The organism is Arthrobacter sp. 05T423 (genome assembly GCF_056396245.1).
The window spans coordinates 161352-179600 of record NZ_JBFTLC010000002.1; the positions used below are offsets into that span (position 1 = coordinate 161352).

Here is an 18249-nt window from a genome sequence, read left to right on the forward strand (position 1 = left end):
CGCCACGCTGCTACGGCGGCCCGCCGGCCATTCCGTCGAGTATCCCGGCGATGGTATCCAGCGCGCGGGCAAGCTGAAGATCGGTCGGGGCGCCGTACCCGATGACCAGGCCGTTTTCCGGCGTCCGCTCTGCAAAGTAGCTTGCCAGCGTCACCACCCGCACCCCGAGCTCCAGTGATTCCTCGGCCAGGCGCCCGGCGGGAACATTCGGCTGAAGCCGGATGACGGCGTGCAGGCCGCCGTCCAGGGCTGACAATTCGACGTCGGCCCGTCCGCCGAGCCGGTCGATCAGCAGTTCCCGGCGATGCGCATACTGGCGCCGCGCCCGGGCGATGTGCCGTGCGAGGCCGCCGCCCGCAATGTAGCTGGCCAAGGCGGACTGCATCACGCCGGGAACGGGTGTGCCGAGGTCAAGCCGGGCGTCCTTCAGACGCTGCCCTGAGGTGCCGCGGACCACTAGATAGCCGCAACGCAGCCACGGGCTCAGGGACTTTGAGAAGGTGCCCACCAGAACAACGTCGGCAGTGGAGGGCAGCGACGCGAGGGCGGGCAGGGGCATCCGCCGGTGCCGGAACTCGCTGTCATAGTCGTCCTCGAGGATGATCACCCGGTTGGCCTCGGCCCAGGCCAGCAGGGCAAGCCTTTCCTTCACCGGCATGCGGCCGCCCAGGGGGTACTGGTGGCTGGGAGTCACCAGGACGGCGTCGGGGTGGGAACCAAGGGCCGCAAGCTGAGCTGTTTCCAGCCCGTCATCGGCAACCGGAAGGGTTTCCACCGCGGCTCCCGCCGCGGAAAGCACCCGCCTGGCGGTGGGATAGCCGGGGTCCTCCATCAGGATGCGGGGCCGGTCCGTTTCGCCGCGGAGTGCCGTGACGATCAGTTGCAGAGCGTCGCTGGTACCGGCCGTGATGACGACGTCGTCAGCGCTGACCGTTAGCCCGCGGGACGCGGCGAGGTGATCAGCCACGGCAGCACGAAGGACGGGAGTGCCCAGGGCGGCCGGAAGCTCAACCTCCACCGGCTCGGCCACTGCCTTCCGCCACGCGGCCCGCCAGTCGCGGTCACGGAACGGGGTGCCGGACGGCCGTCCCGGGGTCAGGTCGATCGTCGCGCTTTGGTCCTGGCCGGACGCGGCCCGGGTGCCTCCGGACGCCATGCCCCGGCCGTCGGAGCGGACCGCCACGCGGGTGCCGGCCGAGCCCCGGCTTTCCAAATATCCCTCACCCGTGAGCTGCTCGTAAGCGCGGACAACCACTCCGCGGGAGACGCCCAGTCCGGCGGCAAGGCGCCGCGATGCAGGCAGGCTGTGTTCCGGCCCCAGGGCTCCGTCCAGGATCGCTTCCCGGAGACGGCCGACCAGCTGGGCGGCCAGCGGAACGCGGCTCTGGTGGTCCAGGACCAGCGGCAGTTCGGCTTCGATCTTGGTCCTCCTGAATCCTTGATTCTTGGATCTATGCTAGGACCAATCGGGCTGTGAGCATGAAGGGAAGCAAACCGAAGCTGAACTGAAGAGAGGACACGCCCCCGTGTTTAACGGCCTGTGCGCATTTCCCCTGACTCCGCTCGCCGGGGACAACGTCGACGAAGCCGCGTTTGTGCGGCTGGTCTCGCGGTGCGTTGATGCCGGGGTGGACTCCATCGGTGTGCTCGGTTCGACAGGCATCTACACTTATCTGCTCCGCGAGGAACGCCGCAAGGTGGTGGAGGCAGGCGTCGAAGCTGCTCAGGGAACGCCCGTCGTGGCAGGCGTCGGTGCCATGCGCACCCGTGACGTGCTGGACTGCGTTGAAGATGCCCAAATCGCGGGTGCCTCGGGCCTGCTGCTGGCGCCGGTGTCGTATCAGCGGCTGACTGAAGAAGAGGTCTATGGCCTCTACCGCCAGGTCTCGTCGGCGTCCGATCTGCCGATAGCCGTCTACGACAACCCGGCCACCACCGGGTTCACCTTCACCGACGAACTCCACGGCCGCATCGCCGAACTTCCCGGCATCGCATCGATCAAGTTCCCGCCCCCGGCACCGGGTCAAGCCGCCAGCCGCATCGCCAGGCTCCGGGCAGCAGTTCCGGAGGGTGTTTCCCTGGGCATCAGCGGTGACTGGGCCGCGGCGGAAGCCCTGCTCTCCGGGTGCGACGTTTGGTACTCAGTCCTCGCTGGTCTGTTTCCCAAGACCGGCAGGACCGTCGTTGACCTCGCCCGGGCCAGCCATCAAACCGGCCAACTCGCCGGCCAACTCGCCGGTCAGGGCGACCAGGCACTGGAAGCCTCTGCCGCGCTGGAGCCCGTGTGGGCGCTCTTCCGCAGTTTCGGAAGCCTGCGGGTCGTTGCCACCATGGCTGAAGTCCTTGGCTTCGTGGAGGCACCGTGCCTGCCCCGCCCACTGCAAAGCCTGGACGTTGAGGGTCGCGCCAAGGTCCAGGAGGCACTGCGCCTCAGCGGATTAGGCTCCTGAGCAGGTGCGGCATGGACGGCCTGAAGCGCGGAACTGCCGAGCAAATAGCGCCGGACCCGGCCCGGGCCCGCGGGGGATTGGGCCGCTACGTGGCGGCCGCGACGCTGGCGCGCACCGCGGACGGCGGAGCCGTTGTGGCGATTGTCCTCATGGTCAGCACCAGCGGGGCGCCGGGCTGGCTTGCCGGCCTGCTCGGCGCCTGCATCACCGCGCCGCACCTCCTGGGGCCGGTCGTGGCGCGGAGCCTGGACTCCTGCCGTGACGGACGGGTCCTGATCGCATGGGCGTGCGTCGTCCATGGCGCCACCCTCGCAGCCGCCGTGCTGCTGTACCCGCTGGTCTGGCCGGCGGTCACGGGCGTTTTGCTGGTGGTTTCGGGGATGGTGGGGCCCCTGCTGACCGGCGGCATCAGCAGCCGCCTTCCCGCTATCGCCGGCCCGGACCAGGTCAGCCAGCGCCGTGCCCAGGGCTGGGACGTGGCCACCTACGGAATCGGCGGGACCATCGGGCCGAGCGTCGTGGCCGCTGTCTTTGCCTGGGTGGGACCCACAGCAGCCGCGCTCATCCTGGCGGCGGGCACGTTCGTGGCTGCCGGCGTCGTGCGGTTGCTGCCCTTCGTTCCCCCCGCTGCTGGCGCAGCCGATGTTCCGAGGCCGGTCCAGACGCTGCGGCTCATGACTGCTACGGGCAGACTTCGGCGGACGCTGTACCTGACCGTCACCGTGGCATTCTCCGTTGCGGCGCTTCCCATCGCCGCCGTCGCCTCCACCGCCATGTTCCAGGTCCCGCCGGCCGCCGCCGGCGTTCTGACAGCGGCGTACGGTTTGGGCGGCCTGGCCGGGTCGGCCGGCGTGATGTGCCGTCCGCTGCGGGGCGATGCGGACCGGCTGGTCACCCGGCTTGCCGGCTTCGTGGCCGCGGCGCTCGCCGTAGCCGCGTTGTCGGCGTCCTTTGCGCCTGCCGTCGCTGCATACGCAGCCGCGGGGGTCATGAACTCGTACTTTTTCGCGGCAACGCTGGCCGCGCGCAGCGAGTTTGCCCCGCCGCACGTCCGGGGGCAGGTGTTTGTTTGGGTTGGTGCCCTCAAAATCGCCGCCGGGTCAGCGGGAACAGCCGCCGCCGGCGCTGCGATGACTGGGGAGCCGCAGCTTCCCCTGTTCCTGGCTTCCGCATTGATCCTCGCGGCTGCCGGGGCATCGGTGATGGACCGTAGCTCCCGCCGCGCCCGGCCCGCGGGGTGAGGGCCGCCGGTTGAGGGCCGGTTGCCCTTCGCAAGTATCAGCCGGATCGATAGGTTCGTGCCCATATCGCGGGATCGCGGTTACGATTTGAGTTCCGGGGCTTTCGGGCCCGCCCGCCCCAGCCGAAGGACACCATGACAGCGCAAAATGCTTCCTCGCCGCCACGGGCCGCCGTGGTGGTCAACCCCGCCAAGGCTGTTGGTGCCGGCCTCCGCGCCTCGCTGATCCGGCTGTGCGACACGCAGGGCTGGGCCGAGCCGCTGTGGCTGGAAACCACCGTCGAAGACCCGGGAGTAGGCCAGGCCCGGGAGGCGCTGGAGGCGGGGGTCGACGTCGTCATTGCCGCCGGCGGCGACGGAACCGTGCGGTGCGTGGCGGAGGCGCTGGCCGGCACCGATACCCCGATGGGGATGGTGCCGCTGGGCACCGGCAACCTGCTGGCCCGCAACATGGGTGTGGACATCTCCGATCCCGTTTCCGCGGCGTACGACGTGCTGAACGGCACGGACCGCACGGTGGACGTCGCCAGGGCCACCTTTGACGGGTCCGACGGCGAGCACGTCTTCCTGGTGATGGCAGGCGTGGGCTACGACGCCGCGATCATGGCGGACACGGTGGACGCGCTCAAGGACCGCATGGGCTGGCTCGCGTACGTCGAAGCCGGCATCCGGAAGCTGCCGGGCAAGCCGGTCAGGGCCACCGTCAAGGTGGACGACAAGCACCCGGTCAAGCGGCGGATCCGCAGTGTCATGGCCGGCAACTGCGGCCGGATCATGGGCGGCATCGAGATTTTCCCCGAGGCGAAGATCGACGACGGCGTCCTGGACCTGCTGATCCTGGCCCCCCGCGGCCGCCTCGGCTGGCTCGGCGTCGCGGCGGGCATCTTCGGCCGCAGGACGAACGAAAAGGAATCGGCGGAGTACTTCCAGGGCAAGAAGATCGAGGTCACGCTGGAGCACGAGGAGGAGTTCCAGCTCGACGGCGACCACGTGGGCACGGTGAACCACGTGTCCATCCGGGTGGACCCCGGGGCGCTCAAAGTCCGGATGTAGATGCCAGTCCGGATGGAGGCACTCAGTCGCCGAGCAGCGTGCCCCACCTTGGTGCCAGCAAGGGGGATCCGGCGAGCTTCAGGCAGTGCCACAGCGTGACGGCAACCGAGTCCAGCACCGGGACGCCCGTGCCCGCCTCGATTTCGGCCGCCATGTTGGCGCCGTAGAGGTTGGTGCAGAGGTAGATCAGCGCATCGGGCGCGTCCGCCGCGAGCTCCCGGGAGCCTGGACGCATTTCATCATCGGTGACCCGGCCGAAGGACTCGTTGTCGCTCAGTCCCAGGCAGCGGTGGCTGACGGTCTTGATGCCCTCGCGCTCATAGGACTTGATGATGGCCTCGTTGACGTCCGCCGTGTACGGCGTGAACAGCCCGATCCGCTCGGTGCGGAAGGACCGGAACGCCTCCAGGTACGCGAGGGTGGACGTCGTGGCGGGAATGCCGGTGGCGTCGGTGATTTCAAGGACGAGGTCGCGGTCGTGCCCGGACCCCAGCCACGACCCCGACGTGCCGTTCCAAGCGATCACGTCCACGTCCGCGGTCGCCAGCAGCCTGGCGGCCTCGCGCATGACGGCGGGGTCGAACTGCCTGTCGGATGAATCGTCCAGCGCAATCCGGGTGACCGGAATCCGGGTGAAGTGGATGGTGACGTCCGTGCGGTCGCCCAGGATGCGGTAGCTCTGCGGTTCCAGGCAGGTGTTCGAGGACGGCACGATCATGCCGATCCGGGTCGGGCGGGCTGGTGGGGTAACGCGGTTTGGAGAAGCCATGAGTGTTCCTAGAGGGTAGCGGGCGACAGATCGGCAGCGGCGGCAAGGTGTTCCCGGAACCCGTTCCGGGCCACGAATCGGCCCACGGCCCCGGGATCGTGGAAGCCCTCCCGGTCCAGCACCACACGGCCTGCGGACACCACGACGGCGGGCCAGCCGGCCAGCGTGCGGCCGTCGAACGGCGAGAAGTCGGTTCCCATGTGCAGGGCGCCGCCGTCCACGGCCCGCTTCTCCACGGGATCGAACAGCACCAAGTCGGCGTCGAAGCCCTCGGCGATGGTGCCCTTCCCGGGCAGGGCATTGATGCGCGCCGGGCCGGCGGAGAAAACCTCCACGAAGTCCTCCACGGTGCAGCCGGCTTCGGCCATGGCGGTGAACGTGACGGGCATGCGCGTCTCCACGCCGGGGAGGCCGTGCGGCATGGCCCGGATATCGTCGGTCCGTTCGCGCTTCTGGGTCAGGTCGTAACAGGAATGGTCCGAGGCCACGGTGTGGATGGCGCCGTCGGCCAGCCGCTCCTTGAGCGCCGCAACCGTCTCCGGGCTGCGCATCGGCGGGCAGCAGGCGTACCACTCCGGGAAGGCCGAGCCGTACACCGTGTCATCGAGCGTGAGGTAGTGCGGGCACGTTTCGGAGTACGCTTCCTGGCCGCGGGCCCGGGCCTCGGTGACCAGGTCGACCGCGCCGGGCGTGGACTGGTGCACGAAGTACACGGGGGCCTTTGCGTACCGGGCCATGGCGAGGGTTTCCCGGACCGAGATTTCCTCGGCCAGCTCGGGGCGGGTGCGGTGCAGGTGCTCGATGCCGATCCTGCCGTCGTCGGCGTGCTGCGCCGTGCAGTCCGCGATGATGGGATCGTGCTCGGCGTGGATGTAGGTGAGTCCATCCAGCCTGACCATTTCGCGCATCACCTTCAGGATGGTGTTCCCGTCGGCCATCGTGGTGCCGCGGTTGGTGGTGTACATCTTCACGGAGCGGACGCCCTCGGCTGCGAGCTGTTCGAGCTGCCACGGCACGGTCTCGTCCCAGCTGACCACGGACCCGTGGAGGGCCACGTCGCAGCGGGACTCCTGCGCCAGTTCCTTCTTGTTGAGCACGGCGGCCAGCGGGGTTTCGCGGGCGTCGCGGGGGATGCCGAAGTCGATGATGGTGGTGGTGCCGCCCCACAGGGCCGCGGTGGACGTGGTCCGGTAATCGTCCCGGGTGCGGAACCGGCCGGTCACCTGGGCCACGTGGCAGTGCCCGTCCACGCCGCCGGGGATGACCAGCTGGCCGGTGGCGTCGATGGTGCGGCGGGCGTCGGGTGCGGGTTCCGTGGCGTCAAGCAACTGGTTGATTTTGCCGTCCACCACCACGACGTGGGCGTGCCGGCGGCCAAAACTGTTGACCACGGTGCCGTTGGCGATGACGAGTTCGGGGATGCGGGACATCGTTGTCCTCCTGACTGGGAAGCTGATGGGGGAAGTTTGCTGGGATTAGTTTGCTGACGCCGCCGCGGCGTTCGACGCCGTCTGGGCGGTGGTCAGGGCGGCGTCGAGATTTTGGGACAGGCCCTGCCGGGCCTTAACCGGCGGCGGGGCGAACGCGCCGGCGCGGTGCAGGCCGGACTGGAGCCCCACCACGGCCTCGGCCATCCGGATCCCGGCCGAAATGCCGTCCACCACGGGCACGGGGATCTGCCCCCGGAGTTCCCTGGCCAAGCCCGCCAGGGGCGCTCCGGCGAGGATGACGACGTCGGCCCCGTCCTCCGCGACGGCCTGCCGGCCGAGTGCCAGGAGGGTTTCCTTGAAGTCCTGCTGCACCGAGCCGATGGCGTTCAGGGACTCATTGATGGAGCGGATGGAGGCCAGCCGGCCGCCGAGGCCGAACCGCTCCACGCAGTCCAGGTACCACGGCCGGATCCGGTCCGAGATGGCGATGATGGAGAAGCGGTGGCCCTGCAGCGCCGCGGCGCAGAGGGCGGCCTCGGTAATGCCGATGACGGGTACGTCGGCCAGCTCCTTCAGGGCCGGCATCCCCGGGTCCCCGAAAGCCGCAACCACGACGCCGTCCATCGGGCCGGCGTCGGGATCAGCGTTAGGGGACCCGGCGCCGGCGGTGTGTTCGGCGATCATCTCGGCGACGGCGCCCGCGGCGATGAGCGACTCAAAGCGGGTTTCGATGTACTCCACACCGTGGCCGGCCGTGCGGACCACCAGGCTGGTGCCGGGGGAGGCCGAACGCCGGGCCTCGGACTCGATCAGCGCGGTGACGTCGTCGCTGATGTTTGGGTTGATGACAAGAAGCTTCATTTTTTCTTCCGGTGCAGGGCTGGTTCCGTTTTCTGGAAGTCCTCGGGGAACTGTTCGCGGTACTTCCCGATGTGCGACGCCGATTGGGCGGCGGCGCGGTCAGGGTCGCCGCTGGCGATGGCCCCGTACAGGTCCCGGTGTTCCTGGATCAGTTCCGGCAGGTCGCTGACGTGGCGGAACAGCCAGTGCATGCGCCCCTGCAGGGGTTCCAGCGCGGATTTGAGAAAGTTGTTGTCGGCGATGCCGGTGATGGCGTCGTGGAATTCGCTGTTGGCCCGGTGCGCCTCGATCACGGCACCCTTGGCGAGGCAGCGGTCGGCCTCGTCCAGCAGCCCCAACAGGTGGCCGAGGTCCTCAGCCGTGGCGCGGGTGGCGGCGAGCCGGCAGGCCAGCACCTCCAGTGACTGCCGGACGTCGAAGAGGTCCTCGACGTCCTTGGCGCTGAGCGTGCTGACTTCCGCGCCCCGGGCCCCGCGGTCGCTGATGAGCCCTTCCTGGCGGAGCATCCTGAGGGCCTCCCGGACGGGAAGGCGGGAGACGTTGAACTCGGTGGCCAGGTCGCGTTCCACGAGCCGGGTGCCGGGAGCGTAATGCCCCTCAAAGATCCTGGTGCGGAGGGTGTCCCGGACGGCCTCGCGGAGGGGGCGTTCCTTATCCTGGGTCTCTTCTGCGGTAAGCATGGTGCTCCATTCGGATTTTTGGTGGCTTTGCGCTCCCGGCGGCGGGAGCTGGGGTTTGCTGCCCAGCTTAGACAGGCAGGCGCTTGTTGTAATTCAGGGTGAGCACGGAGACCCCCATGATGATGGCGGATCCCACGAAGTAGAGCAGCGCCCAGGTGTAGGAGCCGGTGGCTCCCACGATCAGGCCGACGGCGATCGGTGTGACGAAGCCGGAGATGTTGCCGCTGAAGTTCATGGCCCCGCCGAGGACGCCGGCGTTGGTGCGGCCGCCCAGGATGGACGGGATGCTCCAGAACAGGCCCACCCAGCGGAGGAAGAACATCACCACGGAGAGAAGGACGACGGCGGTGGTCGGGTCCGCGACGACGGTCACCCCGACGAGGCCGCCCACCACCACGACGCTGGATATGCCCAGCAGAGTCCGCATGACGCGGTTGGCGGAGGCGCCGGACGCCCGCCACTTGTCGGCGATGGTGCCGCCCAGGATCTCGCCGACGAATCCGGCCCCGAAGATCACGAAGGTGGACCAGCCGACGGTTTTCAGGTCGAAGCCCTTGGCCTGGGCGAGGTACAGCGGGCCCCAGGTGAGCAGGCCGTAGAACACGCCGTTGAAGCCCAGCCAGCCGAAGCACATGGCCCAGAAGGAACGGAACTTCAGGTAGGGGAGCAGCGCGCGCTTGCCCTTGCTGCCGTCCAGCTGCGCCTCGGCGTCCTCCTCGGCGTGGGAGGCCTCGATGTAGTCGGCCTCGGCCGCGTTGACGCGGCGGTGCTGGCGGGGATTGTCGCGGACGTACCACCAGACGGCGAGGCCCATGAGCACGGTGGCGGCGCCGGCGATGACAAAGGACGTCCGCCAGCTGCCGGTGGAGGCGATGAGCACGGAGATGAGGATGCCGCCCAGGCCCGCGCCGAGGGGAGCGCCGGCGTCCAGGATGGTCGCGCCGCGGCCCCGCTCCGACCTGTGCATCCAGATGGCGTTCAGCTTGCCGCCGGCCGGCATGACGCCGGCCTCGGTGACGCCGATGCCCAGGCGGGCGATGAACATGCTGAGGAAGCCGCCGGCCATGCCTGAGGCGGCGGTGGCGGCACCCCAGCCCAGGCAGGAAGCGGTCATGACCTTGCGCGGACCGAACTTATCGATCAGCAGTCCCACCGGGATCTGCATCAGGGCGTAGGTCCAGAAGAAGGCCGAGAGCAGGAGGCCCACGAGCTCCGGGGCGAGGTTGAATTCTTTTTGGATGATTGGGAGGGCGACCGAGATGGAACCCCGGTCGACGTAGTTGACGGAGACCAGCACGAGCAGCAGCAGGAAGAGCTTCCAGCGGACGTTGGTGCGTCGTTGCACTCCGTCCTTGCCGGGCTTCGTGCCGCGGGGTTCGGTGGATTGGGCGTGGGTTGTCACTGCTTCAGTATCTGGGAGAGACACAGCTTCTCCTTTGCGGGAAGGTGCGGACAGGGAAAGGGGATGAAGTGGGCGGTGCCGCCGCGGTTCGGCGGGATCTTCGGGCTGGCAGTTGTCGGGGTCGGCGCCGGAGGAAAGACCCGCCGTTTGGGATCCCATTTTGGGATCCCAAACTCAAGGTAAGGAGCGGCGTGGGACACTGTCAAGGGTTTTCGGTGAAGATGGCCGTGGCCTGCGAAAAAACGAATTGTGACTACCGGCCGGATGGCAAGACTCGAAAGGGAGAACCCAATGAAAACGGTCCGACTTGGAAACTCCGGGCTGGAAATCAGCGCCGTCGTCCTGGGCATGATGAGCTACGGCGACCCGGGCAAGGGCTCGCACGGGTGGAGCGTGGGGCTCGACGAGGCCAGGCCGTTCGTGCGGCGTGCCTACGAGGCGGGGATCACCACGTTCGACACAGCCAATGTGTACTCTGCCGGCTCGAGCGAGGAGATCACCGGCACCCTGCTCAAGGAACTGGCCCCGCGCGAGGAGGTCCAGATCGCCACCAAGGTCCACGGCCGGATGCGCCAGGCACGCAACGGGGCCGGCCTCAGCCGGGCCGCGATCATGCACGAGATCGACGCGTCCCTGACCCGGCTTGGCACCGACTACGTGGACCTCTACCAGATCCACCGCTATGACCCGGTGACTCCCGTCGAGGAGACGATGGAGGCTCTGCATGACGTCGTGAAGGCGGGCAAGGCGCGCTACATCGGGGCGTCAAGCATGTGGGCCTGGCAGTTCGCACGCATGCAGCACGTGGCGGAGCTGAACGCCTGGACCAGGTTCGTGTCCATGCAGGACCAGTACAACCTCCTCGAGCGGGAGGAGGAACGCGAAATGCACCCGTTCTGCCAGGCAACCGGCGTGGGCGTCATCCCCTGGAGCCCGCTGGCGCGGGGAAACCTGACCAGGCCGTGGGGTGCTGCCGGATCCGGGGCTCGGCAGGACACGGACGAGTTCGGCAAGGGCCTGTACAGGCAGGACGAGGACGCGAACAAAGCCATCGTCGATGCAGTCGCCGCCATTGCCGACGAACGTGGCGTGCCCATGGCCCGGATCGCCCTGGCCTGGAGCGCGGGCAAGTCCGCCGTCACCGCCCCCATCATCGGGGCGACGAAGGAACGGCATATCGACGACGCCGCTGCCGCCGTCGAGCTTGACCTGACTGAATCGGAGATCCGGCGCCTCGAAGGGAGCTACACACCCCGCTACCCCTCCGGGTTCTGACGGGACTGGATCCCGGCTGTTGGTCCGCGTAAGCCTGTGGCCGACGGGGTACGGGTCACCACAACGCCGGACGCAGGGCGTTGCAGGACCCGGGAGGATCGGCGATGGCACAGGCTTCTTTGCTGGAGAGAATGAAAAGCCAATGGCACGGGCTCGGGGCTGGCGTGTATGCGGCCGCCCTGGTGATCGTGGTCCTGGGACTCTGCGGAGTCGTCGGCGTTCTCCTTCACCTCCCGTGGCTTTTCCCAAGCCTCGGCCCTACGGTGATGCTGTTCTTCGAGTCCCCTGAACAGGAGGCCTCGCGGCCGGTCAACGCCCTCGCCGGCCACGGCGTCGGGCTGGTGGCAGGTGCCCTGTGCCTCTACGCCTTTGGGCTGCAGGACCAGCCCTCGGCTCCCGTGGGCGGGCTGACGCCGCTGCACGTCATCGCCGGGGCCCTGTCGGTGGCGCTGACCACGCTGGTGCTGACGTGGACCGGCATGCCGCATCCGCCGGCGGGAGCGACGACGCTGATCGTCAGTCTGGGCATCCTCTCCACACCGGCGCAGCTGGCGTCTGTTGGTGCGGCCGTAGTCATGACTACACTCATCGGCTGGGGGCTGAACATGCTGCTGGGGACCCGCCCGGCGCGGAAGTGAGCCCGGATTCGTGCCGGTGCGCCAGGATTTCGGCGAGCTCCGCGAGCCGGTGGGCCCGGGCCGATTCGGCCGGCGTAAACGGCTCGCCCGGACGGAAGAAGGTGATGGGTCCGTGCCAGGCGGTGGGGATCTTCAGGAGGGTGCCGGCGTCGTTCGTTGCGGCACCGTTCGTTTGGCTGTGGCGGGCTGACTCGCTGCCGGGGTCGAGGATCCGGGCGGACAGCAGTTCCGCCACGGCCAGCGGAAGTTCCTCCGGCGTGGAGGCGATCCGTGCAGCCAGGCTCAGGGCCCTGGTCTGCCCGTCGGCCATGGCCAGGGCGGTGGTGGGCCAGACCTGCGCGCTCCGGCCGCCGCCGTCGGTCAGGGCCTCGAGCAGCTGGCGCTCGCTGACCTCACCAGGGGCGGAGAGCACGAATTCATCCATCACCCCGCCCCGGACCGGATGGACGTGGATGCCCAGGATGTTGGTGTCCAGCTGCGCCAGGGACCTGGTGACCCGCTTGAGGGAGCCTGGCTCGTCGCGGAGGACCGTCCGGGCACGCCAGAGCGCAGGCGCAGTACCGAGCCGCCGTCGGTGACGGAGCGCGGGGGCGTGGAGCCACCGCCGCAGGATTCTCGCGGCGGACGGCTCGGCCACCCAGATCACCAGGACGGTGGCCGTCAGGGTCAGGACCAGCACCTTGGCCAGATACGGCAGATGCGTCTGCACCACCAGCGCGTGCACCAGCACCTCGATCGGGAGCATGACGGCGACATTGGCCACCGTGAGGCGTGTCTTGGTGGGTTCGGGCATCTGCCCGCAGACTTCACAGCTCAGTTCAGCCGCGGCGGGGTTGGGCTTGTGGCGATTTTGCGTGTGGCGGTTCCGCTGGCGGGGCTCTGGCGTGTGGGGCTTCATGGTTCCAGCCTGCCGGGCCGCTGTTACCGGCGGATTGCCCGCGCGTTCCGGTCGCGCGAACATTCCCCCCGGATGCATGGAGTTTTTGTCCAGATAATGGCCGCTGATGGGGCTTTTGCGGCCAATATCTGGACAAAAACTCGGGCTATGGCCAGCCTCCGGCCTGGTCCCTACACTGAAGGGACCAGCGTGCGGAGCTCCCGTACAACGGCCTGCTCGCACGGAAAAGTCGACTCGTGGAGAGCACCGCCATGCCCATCAGCATCAGTACAGGTCATACACGCCGCCGTGCCGCCGCAGGGTTCCTCGCCCTCGCCGCGCTCCTGGTCCCCGCACCCGTCGCCTCCGCCGGAGAGGCCCAGTCCGCGCAGTCCCGTGCGGAGGAAGTCGCCCCGGTCATCCTGCTGGACGGGGCCAAGGGCGCCGAAGGCATCGCAGCCGCCGGAAGCACCAGGTTCTTCGCAGGTGACCTGGTCACCGGGGACATCTACCGCGGCGACATCCGCAACAACAAAGCGACCAAGTTCATCGATGCGCCTGCCGGCAGGATGGCCGTGGGCATGAAGGTGGACCGGGACAACGATCTGCTGTTCGTGGCCGGCGGCCCCACCGGCCAGGCCTATGTGTACGACACCGACACGGGGAAGACAGTCAAGACCTACCAGTTGACCAAGAAGGAGGCCTTCATCAACGATGTGGCGCTCACGGACCACGGCGCCTGGTTCACCAACTCGCGGCAGGCTGAGCTGTACTTCATACCGGTGGACGACGACGGCGACCTCGGCACCGTGCGCACACTGGCCGTCACGGGTCCCGCGGCGGACACCAAGGCGCAGTTCAACCTCAACGGCATCGCGTACTCACGCGACGCCCGCCGGCTCGTGGTGGCCCACTCGGGCAACGCGGCGCTGTACACGGTCAGCCCGCGGACCGGTGCCAGCACTGCGATCACGGGCGTGAAGGTGCCCAACGTCGACGGCATCCTGGTCAGGGGCAATACCGTCTGGGCCGTGCAGAACTCCAACCAGGTCAGCAGGCTCCGGGTCAACTTCCACGAATCAACAGCAAAGCTGCGGGAGGTCATCACCAGCCCGCACTTCAACGTCCCGACGACGGCCGCACTCTTCGATGACACCCTCGCCGCCGTCAATGCCAAGTTTGGAGTGCCGAACGCCAAGACCTTCGAAGTGGTCACCGTGGAGGCGCGCACCAACGCCACAAAGTAGGCCCCGGCAAGCAGGCCCGGGAACGGTAGACACGAACAGCCAGAGAGACGAACGCAACAGGGCAGCAGGCGGCCTCCGGGGGAAAGGCGGGGGCCGTCCCCGTTAAACTGGCATCTGGACGCCAGTGCCGCCGTCGTCAGTTCCAAACTGCAACGAAAGGCGCGATTCCCCCGTGAACCTGCTGGCCGAGATGTTCACCCTTGCCCCGGCAAATAAGGATCATCACGTCGCCGTGCGGTGCGCCGTGGGTGTGTTAGTGCCGCTGATCACCCTGGTGCTGCTGGGCCGCCTGGACCTGGCGATCTTTGCTTCCTTCGGCGCGTTCACCGGCATTTATGGCCGCGGCGAGCTGCACCGCAAGCGGTTCTTTATCCAGATCCGGGCCGGTGGGCTCATGCTCCTGGTGATCCTCCTGGCTTCGCTCACCGCACGGATCGTGCACGCCGGCGGCCTGGCCCAGGAGGTGAGCATCTGGCTGCAGGTGCTGGCCACTACGCTTGTCGCCGGCGGCTGCTCGCTGGTGATCGCCCGCTGGCGGCACCGGCCGGCGGGCTCGCTGTTCCACATCTTCGCGTTCGCCGCGATCGCGTCGATTCCCAGCCAGCCGCCGCTGTGGCAGTGCATGCTGATGTCCGTCCTGACCACGCTCTTCTGCCTTGCCGTGGGGCTGTCGTCCCGTGTACTGCGGAGCCACCGGACACCGTGGGAAATGCCTGCGCCCGTCCGGCTTACGGCGGAGGAGAAGCGCGCGGCCGGGCTCGAGGCGGTGGGCTATCTCGTGGCCGCGGGTCTCGCGGGAACCCTCGCCACCGTCGTTGGCCAGATGCTCGGCTTCGGGCACAACTACTGGGCCATGGTGGCGGCCGTTGTTCCGCTGGTGGGACGGACCACGCGGCACCGCATCGCCCGCGGCGTCCAGAGGATCATCGGCACCGTCCTGGGCCTGATCCTCCTGGCGGGCATCCTGCTGCTGCAGCCCGTGCCGTGGCAGACGGTCCTGGTGATCGCCATCTGCCAGTTCGGCGCCGAGCTTTTCATTGCCCGGAACTACGTGCTGGCCCAGGTCTTTGTGACGCCGCTGGCACTGATCTCCACGCTGCTCGTCGCACCGGCAGCACCCGGCATCCTGCTCCGCGACCGGATCGTGGAAACGGTGATCGGCGCCGCCGTCGGTACCGCCGTGGTGCTGGCCCCCGCCGTGTGGTCCCGGATTTCGCGGCGGACTTCGGCGGGGGTGGCGGCGCGCTGACCCGCGGTTTCAGTCAGCGACCAGTCATTCAGCCACCCCAGTCATTCAGCCATCAGGAGCGCCTGCGGTGCGGCCTGCTTCATCCTCGTTTGCAGCCAGCGGATTTCCAGCTGGGAGTCGCCCTCGCACTGCTGCACCACGCCCTGGAGCTCCTTGTCCCGATCGCCCTTGGCAGCCTGCCCCACCATCATCCACGTGACGTCAATGTGGTTGACCAGCACGTACAGGTCCTGCAGGTCAAGCATCAACGCCAGCGGCCCGGACCGGACCTCCTTCACGCCATTGGCCGTCAGCCGGTGCTCCTCCTCGCCCTCGACGTCCTCGCCGTACCGGTCAATGACCGGCTTCAGCGCCGCCCGGTGGGCGTCGCACTTCTTGGCGAACGTCTGCAGGATGAAATGCACGTCGGGCTCGTCGCCGTGGCCCTCCGCCACCACACGGAACGACGACGCGAGCGTGGCCTCCGCCTCGTCCAGCAGGCCGATATAGACGGGAAGTTTCATCGCTGCGCTCCTGTCGCGCGGCGGGATGCGGTGGTCTCCGGAGCCTTCGACGGGCCGTCGCCGCTCCGCAGCTTTTCTACCCGGACAGCGGCGTTCTTGAAGAGCGGCTGCTTGGATACCGGGTCCCATTCGGTGATGGTGAGCTCATTCGCCGCCCGGTGCCGGCCGTCGTCGGGCTTAACCCCGACGGCGGTGCCGGCACCGCCGTCGGATGTGTCCCAGTAGCCGTAGTGGAACGGCGCGAAGACGGTGCCCGGGCGGATGTCGCCGACCCGAACCGGAACTTCGAGGCTGCCGCGCCGGGACGTCACCCGGGCGATGTCCCCCTCCTGGCAGCCGGCACGTGCGGCATCCTCCACTGACATCTCGATCCACGGTTCCGGCGCGGCGGCGTTGAGCCGGCGGCTGCGCCCGGTCTTGGTCCGCGTGTGAAAATGGTACGCCGTCCGTCCGGTGGTGTAGCGCAGCGGGTAGTCGGCGTCGGGTTCCTCATGGGGCGGGGTGTAATCGAGGGCCTTGAGCCAGGCCTTCCCGGGCTGAACCGTTGCCTTGTACTCGGTTTCGCCCGTGGTGGCGCCGGTGAGGAGGTCGTGCCCGAAGGACTCGCAGTACTCCGGACCGGTGGGGAATTCTCCGTCGGTGTACAGCCGCTCGGTCCCTCCCGGCTGCTGGTCGGTGCAGGGCCACTGGATGCCGCTGCCGCCCCGGAGTTTCCCGTAGCTCAGGCCGGTGTAGTCGCACGGGCGGCCGCGCGAGCATTCCTTCCATGCCTCGAAGCCGTCCTCGGGACCGGACCAGTCCAGGAGTGGCCGGCCGTCCTTGTCCGTGAACTCCATCCTGCGAGTGTAGTCCAGGAAAACGTCGAGGTCGCTCCTTGCCTCGCCAGGCGGATCCACGGCCTTTTCGGACAGATGGACCGTCCGGTCAACGTTCGTAAAGGTGCCGGTCTTCTCGCCCCAGGCGGCGCAGGGGAGGACGACGTCGGCATACTGCCCCGTCTCGGTCAGGTAAATGTCCTGCACCACCAGGAACAGATTGTCCTTGTCCAGGATGTGCCGGATGCGTTCCAGCTGGGGCATGGACACGGCCGGGTTCGTCGCGGAAATCCACAGCAGCCCGATGGAGCCCTGTTCGACATAGCGGAAGATCTGCAGGGCGTGGGTGGGCGGGGCCCAGTGCGGAATGACGCCGGGGTCCACGTTCCACAGCCGGGCCAGGTCCTGCACATGCTGCGGGTTCTCCCAGTTACGGAAGCCCGGCAGGTCGCCGTCGGCGCCGCATTCCCTGTTGTTCTGGGCGGTGGGCTGGCCGTTCATCTGCAGCAGACCGCAGCCGGGCCGGCCCAGCATGCCCCGGAGCAGATGCAGGTTGTTGACCTGGCACGCGGACGCCGTCGCATGGGCCGACTGGTAGAAACCCTGCAGGACAGTGGAAAGCACCCGTTCCTCGGTGCCGAAGATCTCCGCCGCGCGCCGCACGTCCGCAGCGTCCACGCCACAGGCTTCGGCCACCTTCTCCGGTGTCCACGGTTCCACCACGCTGCGCAACTGCTCCACGTTGAGGGTGTGCTCCGCGATGTAGTCCGCTTCGATCCAGCCGTTGGCGAAAAGCTCGCGGACCAGGCCGTTCATCAGCGCCAGGTTGGTGCCCGGATGAACCGGCAGGTGCACGTCGGCGCGGCGGGCCACCTCGGTGTCGCGCGGATCGATGCAGACGAGCTTCGGCGGGTTCGGTCCGTCCAGCCGGTCCAGCACGCGCGACCACAACACCGTCTGCGTCTCTGCCATGTTGTGGCCGTAGAGGAAGATGGCGCTGCAGTCATCGATGTCCGTGTAGCTGCCCGGCTGGCCGTCGGCACCGAAGGTCTCCTTCAGCGCCGCCGCCGCCGTGGCCGTGCACAGCCGGGTGTTGCCGTCCATGTGCGGCGTGCCGATTCCGGCCTTGCCGAGGATGCCCAGCGCGTAGTACTCCTCCAAAAACAGCTGTCCGCTGGTGTAGAAGCCGTGGCTGAGCGGGCCCTTGGAGGCCAGGAGTTCCTTGCTCCGCTCCACGATGCGGCCCATGGCGGTGTCCCAGTCCGTCTCCACCAGCCGGCCGTCCACCCGGATCAGCGGCCGGGTCAGACGGTCCCGGTGCTCCTCGCCCTGCCAGCTGCCGTAGAGGCCCTTGGGTCCCAGCCGGCCGCGGTTCACCCGGTCCTGCACACGGCCGCGGATGCCCACCATTTTCCCGTCCTTGACGGCGATGTCGCAGCCGCAGCCGTTGCTGCACAGGACGCAGGCCGACTGCACCCAGCGGTCCACATCGGCGTCGGTCAGCCCCTCGGCCAGGACCTGGTCCACGCGCTCGGGCCACGCCTGCCCGCTTCCATGGGGCGTCCGCTCCCCCCAGATGTCTGCAATCCGGTCCGTCATGGAATCAGCCTCCAAGGATGGTAAGTGAACTTACTGCCCTTAGGTTACCCGCCGCAGTCGTTCACGGAAGGGTCTGGCTCATGAGCGTTCGACGGCGGCCTCCAGACCGGGTGCCGCGGCGATCGCTTGCGGGACGGCCACCAGTGCCCCGACCGGCAGGA

Annotated in this window: 16 protein-coding genes; 7 read left to right on the plus strand and 9 right to left on the minus strand. The window is 68.3% G+C overall.

What is annotated here, in order from left to right; genetic code table 11:
• Positions 1-10 precede the first annotated feature (10 nt).
• Entirely contained in the window at positions 11-1420 is a 1410-nt protein-coding gene (gene pdxR / locus AC1DFE_RS03425) for a MocR-like pyridoxine biosynthesis transcription factor PdxR (protein WP_476904580.1), read from the minus strand.
• A gap of 106 nt (positions 1421-1526) precedes the next feature.
• On the opposite strand from pdxR, the gene AC1DFE_RS03430 reads away from it, so the two are divergent.
• The 3 genes from AC1DFE_RS03430 (at position 1527) to AC1DFE_RS03440 (ending at position 4743) form a co-directional block, all read left to right on the plus strand.
• Positions 1527-2450: a dihydrodipicolinate synthase family protein gene (locus tag AC1DFE_RS03430; RefSeq protein ID WP_476904503.1), complete on the plus strand. Its 924-nt coding sequence runs from the start codon at positions 1527-1529 to the stop codon at positions 2448-2450.
• Between the two features lie 11 nt (positions 2451-2461).
• Positions 2462-3691, plus strand: coding sequence for an MFS transporter (locus tag AC1DFE_RS03435; protein WP_476904504.1), 1230 nt, complete (start codon positions 2462-2464; stop codon positions 3689-3691).
• A 134-nt stretch (positions 3692-3825) separates the two neighbouring features.
• Entirely contained in the window at positions 3826-4743 is a 918-nt protein-coding gene (locus AC1DFE_RS03440; RefSeq protein WP_476904505.1) for a diacylglycerol/lipid kinase family protein, read from the plus strand.
• Between the two features lie 22 nt (positions 4744-4765).
• Here the strand turns inward: AC1DFE_RS03440 and AC1DFE_RS03445 are convergent, their stop codons facing one another.
• From AC1DFE_RS03445 to AC1DFE_RS03465, 5 genes are all read right to left on the minus strand, one after another.
• Positions 4766-5512 (minus strand): maleate cis-trans isomerase family protein, encoded by a 747-nt coding sequence (locus tag AC1DFE_RS03445; RefSeq protein ID WP_476904506.1) that lies wholly within the window; start codon positions 5510-5512, stop codon positions 4766-4768.
• An 8-nt stretch (positions 5513-5520) separates the two neighbouring features.
• The gene (locus AC1DFE_RS03450; RefSeq protein WP_476904507.1) at positions 5521-6942 is read right to left on the minus strand and encodes an amidohydrolase family protein; all 1422 of its coding nucleotides are present in this window, start codon (positions 6940-6942) and stop codon (positions 5521-5523) included.
• Between the two features lie 45 nt (positions 6943-6987).
• Positions 6988-7803: an aspartate/glutamate racemase family protein gene (locus AC1DFE_RS03455; RefSeq protein WP_476904508.1), complete on the minus strand. Its 816-nt coding sequence runs from the start codon at positions 7801-7803 to the stop codon at positions 6988-6990.
• Positions 7800-8483 (minus strand): GntR family transcriptional regulator, encoded by a 684-nt coding sequence (locus AC1DFE_RS03460; protein WP_214851996.1) that lies wholly within the window; start codon positions 8481-8483, stop codon positions 7800-7802. The genes AC1DFE_RS03455 and AC1DFE_RS03460 overlap by 4 nt, the downstream gene beginning before the upstream one ends.
• Before the next feature lie 67 nt (positions 8484-8550).
• Positions 8551-9909, minus strand: a complete 1359-nt coding sequence (locus AC1DFE_RS03465) for an MFS transporter (protein WP_476904509.1) — start codon at positions 9907-9909, stop codon at positions 8551-8553.
• Between the two features lie 267 nt (positions 9910-10176).
• Between AC1DFE_RS03465 and AC1DFE_RS03470 the strand changes: the two genes are divergently transcribed.
• Positions 10177-11160: an aldo/keto reductase gene (locus AC1DFE_RS03470; RefSeq protein ID WP_476904510.1), complete on the plus strand. Its 984-nt coding sequence runs from the start codon at positions 10177-10179 to the stop codon at positions 11158-11160.
• A gap of 104 nt (positions 11161-11264) precedes the next feature.
• Positions 11265-11798: an HPP family protein gene (locus AC1DFE_RS03475; RefSeq protein ID WP_476904511.1), complete on the plus strand. Its 534-nt coding sequence runs from the start codon at positions 11265-11267 to the stop codon at positions 11796-11798.
• Here the strand turns inward: AC1DFE_RS03475 and AC1DFE_RS03480 are convergent.
• Entirely contained in the window at positions 11746-12696 is a 951-nt protein-coding gene (locus tag AC1DFE_RS03480; RefSeq protein ID WP_476904512.1) for an amino acid-binding protein, read from the minus strand. The two genes, AC1DFE_RS03475 and AC1DFE_RS03480, sit on opposite strands and share 53 nt — an antisense overlap.
• A gap of 236 nt (positions 12697-12932) precedes the next feature.
• Between AC1DFE_RS03480 and AC1DFE_RS03485 the strand changes: the two genes are divergently transcribed.
• Positions 12933-13922, plus strand: a complete 990-nt coding sequence (locus AC1DFE_RS03485; RefSeq protein ID WP_476904513.1) for an SMP-30/gluconolactonase/LRE family protein — start codon at positions 12933-12935, stop codon at positions 13920-13922.
• Positions 13923-14094: 172 nt separating this feature from the next.
• Entirely contained in the window at positions 14095-15171 is a 1077-nt protein-coding gene (locus tag AC1DFE_RS03490; RefSeq protein WP_476904514.1) for an FUSC family protein, read from the plus strand.
• A gap of 41 nt (positions 15172-15212) precedes the next feature.
• On the opposite strand, the gene AC1DFE_RS03495 is transcribed toward AC1DFE_RS03490, so the two are convergent.
• Positions 15213-15674 carry a hypothetical protein gene (locus AC1DFE_RS03495; RefSeq protein WP_476904515.1) on the minus strand — a complete coding sequence of 154 codons (462 nt, stop codon included), beginning with the start codon at positions 15672-15674 and terminating at the stop codon, positions 15213-15215.
• Positions 15671-18088, minus strand: a complete 2418-nt coding sequence (locus AC1DFE_RS03500) for a molybdopterin oxidoreductase family protein (RefSeq protein WP_476904516.1) — start codon at positions 18086-18088, stop codon at positions 15671-15673. The genes AC1DFE_RS03495 and AC1DFE_RS03500 overlap by 4 nt, the downstream gene beginning before the upstream one ends.
• Positions 18089-18249: the final 161 nt, after the last annotated feature.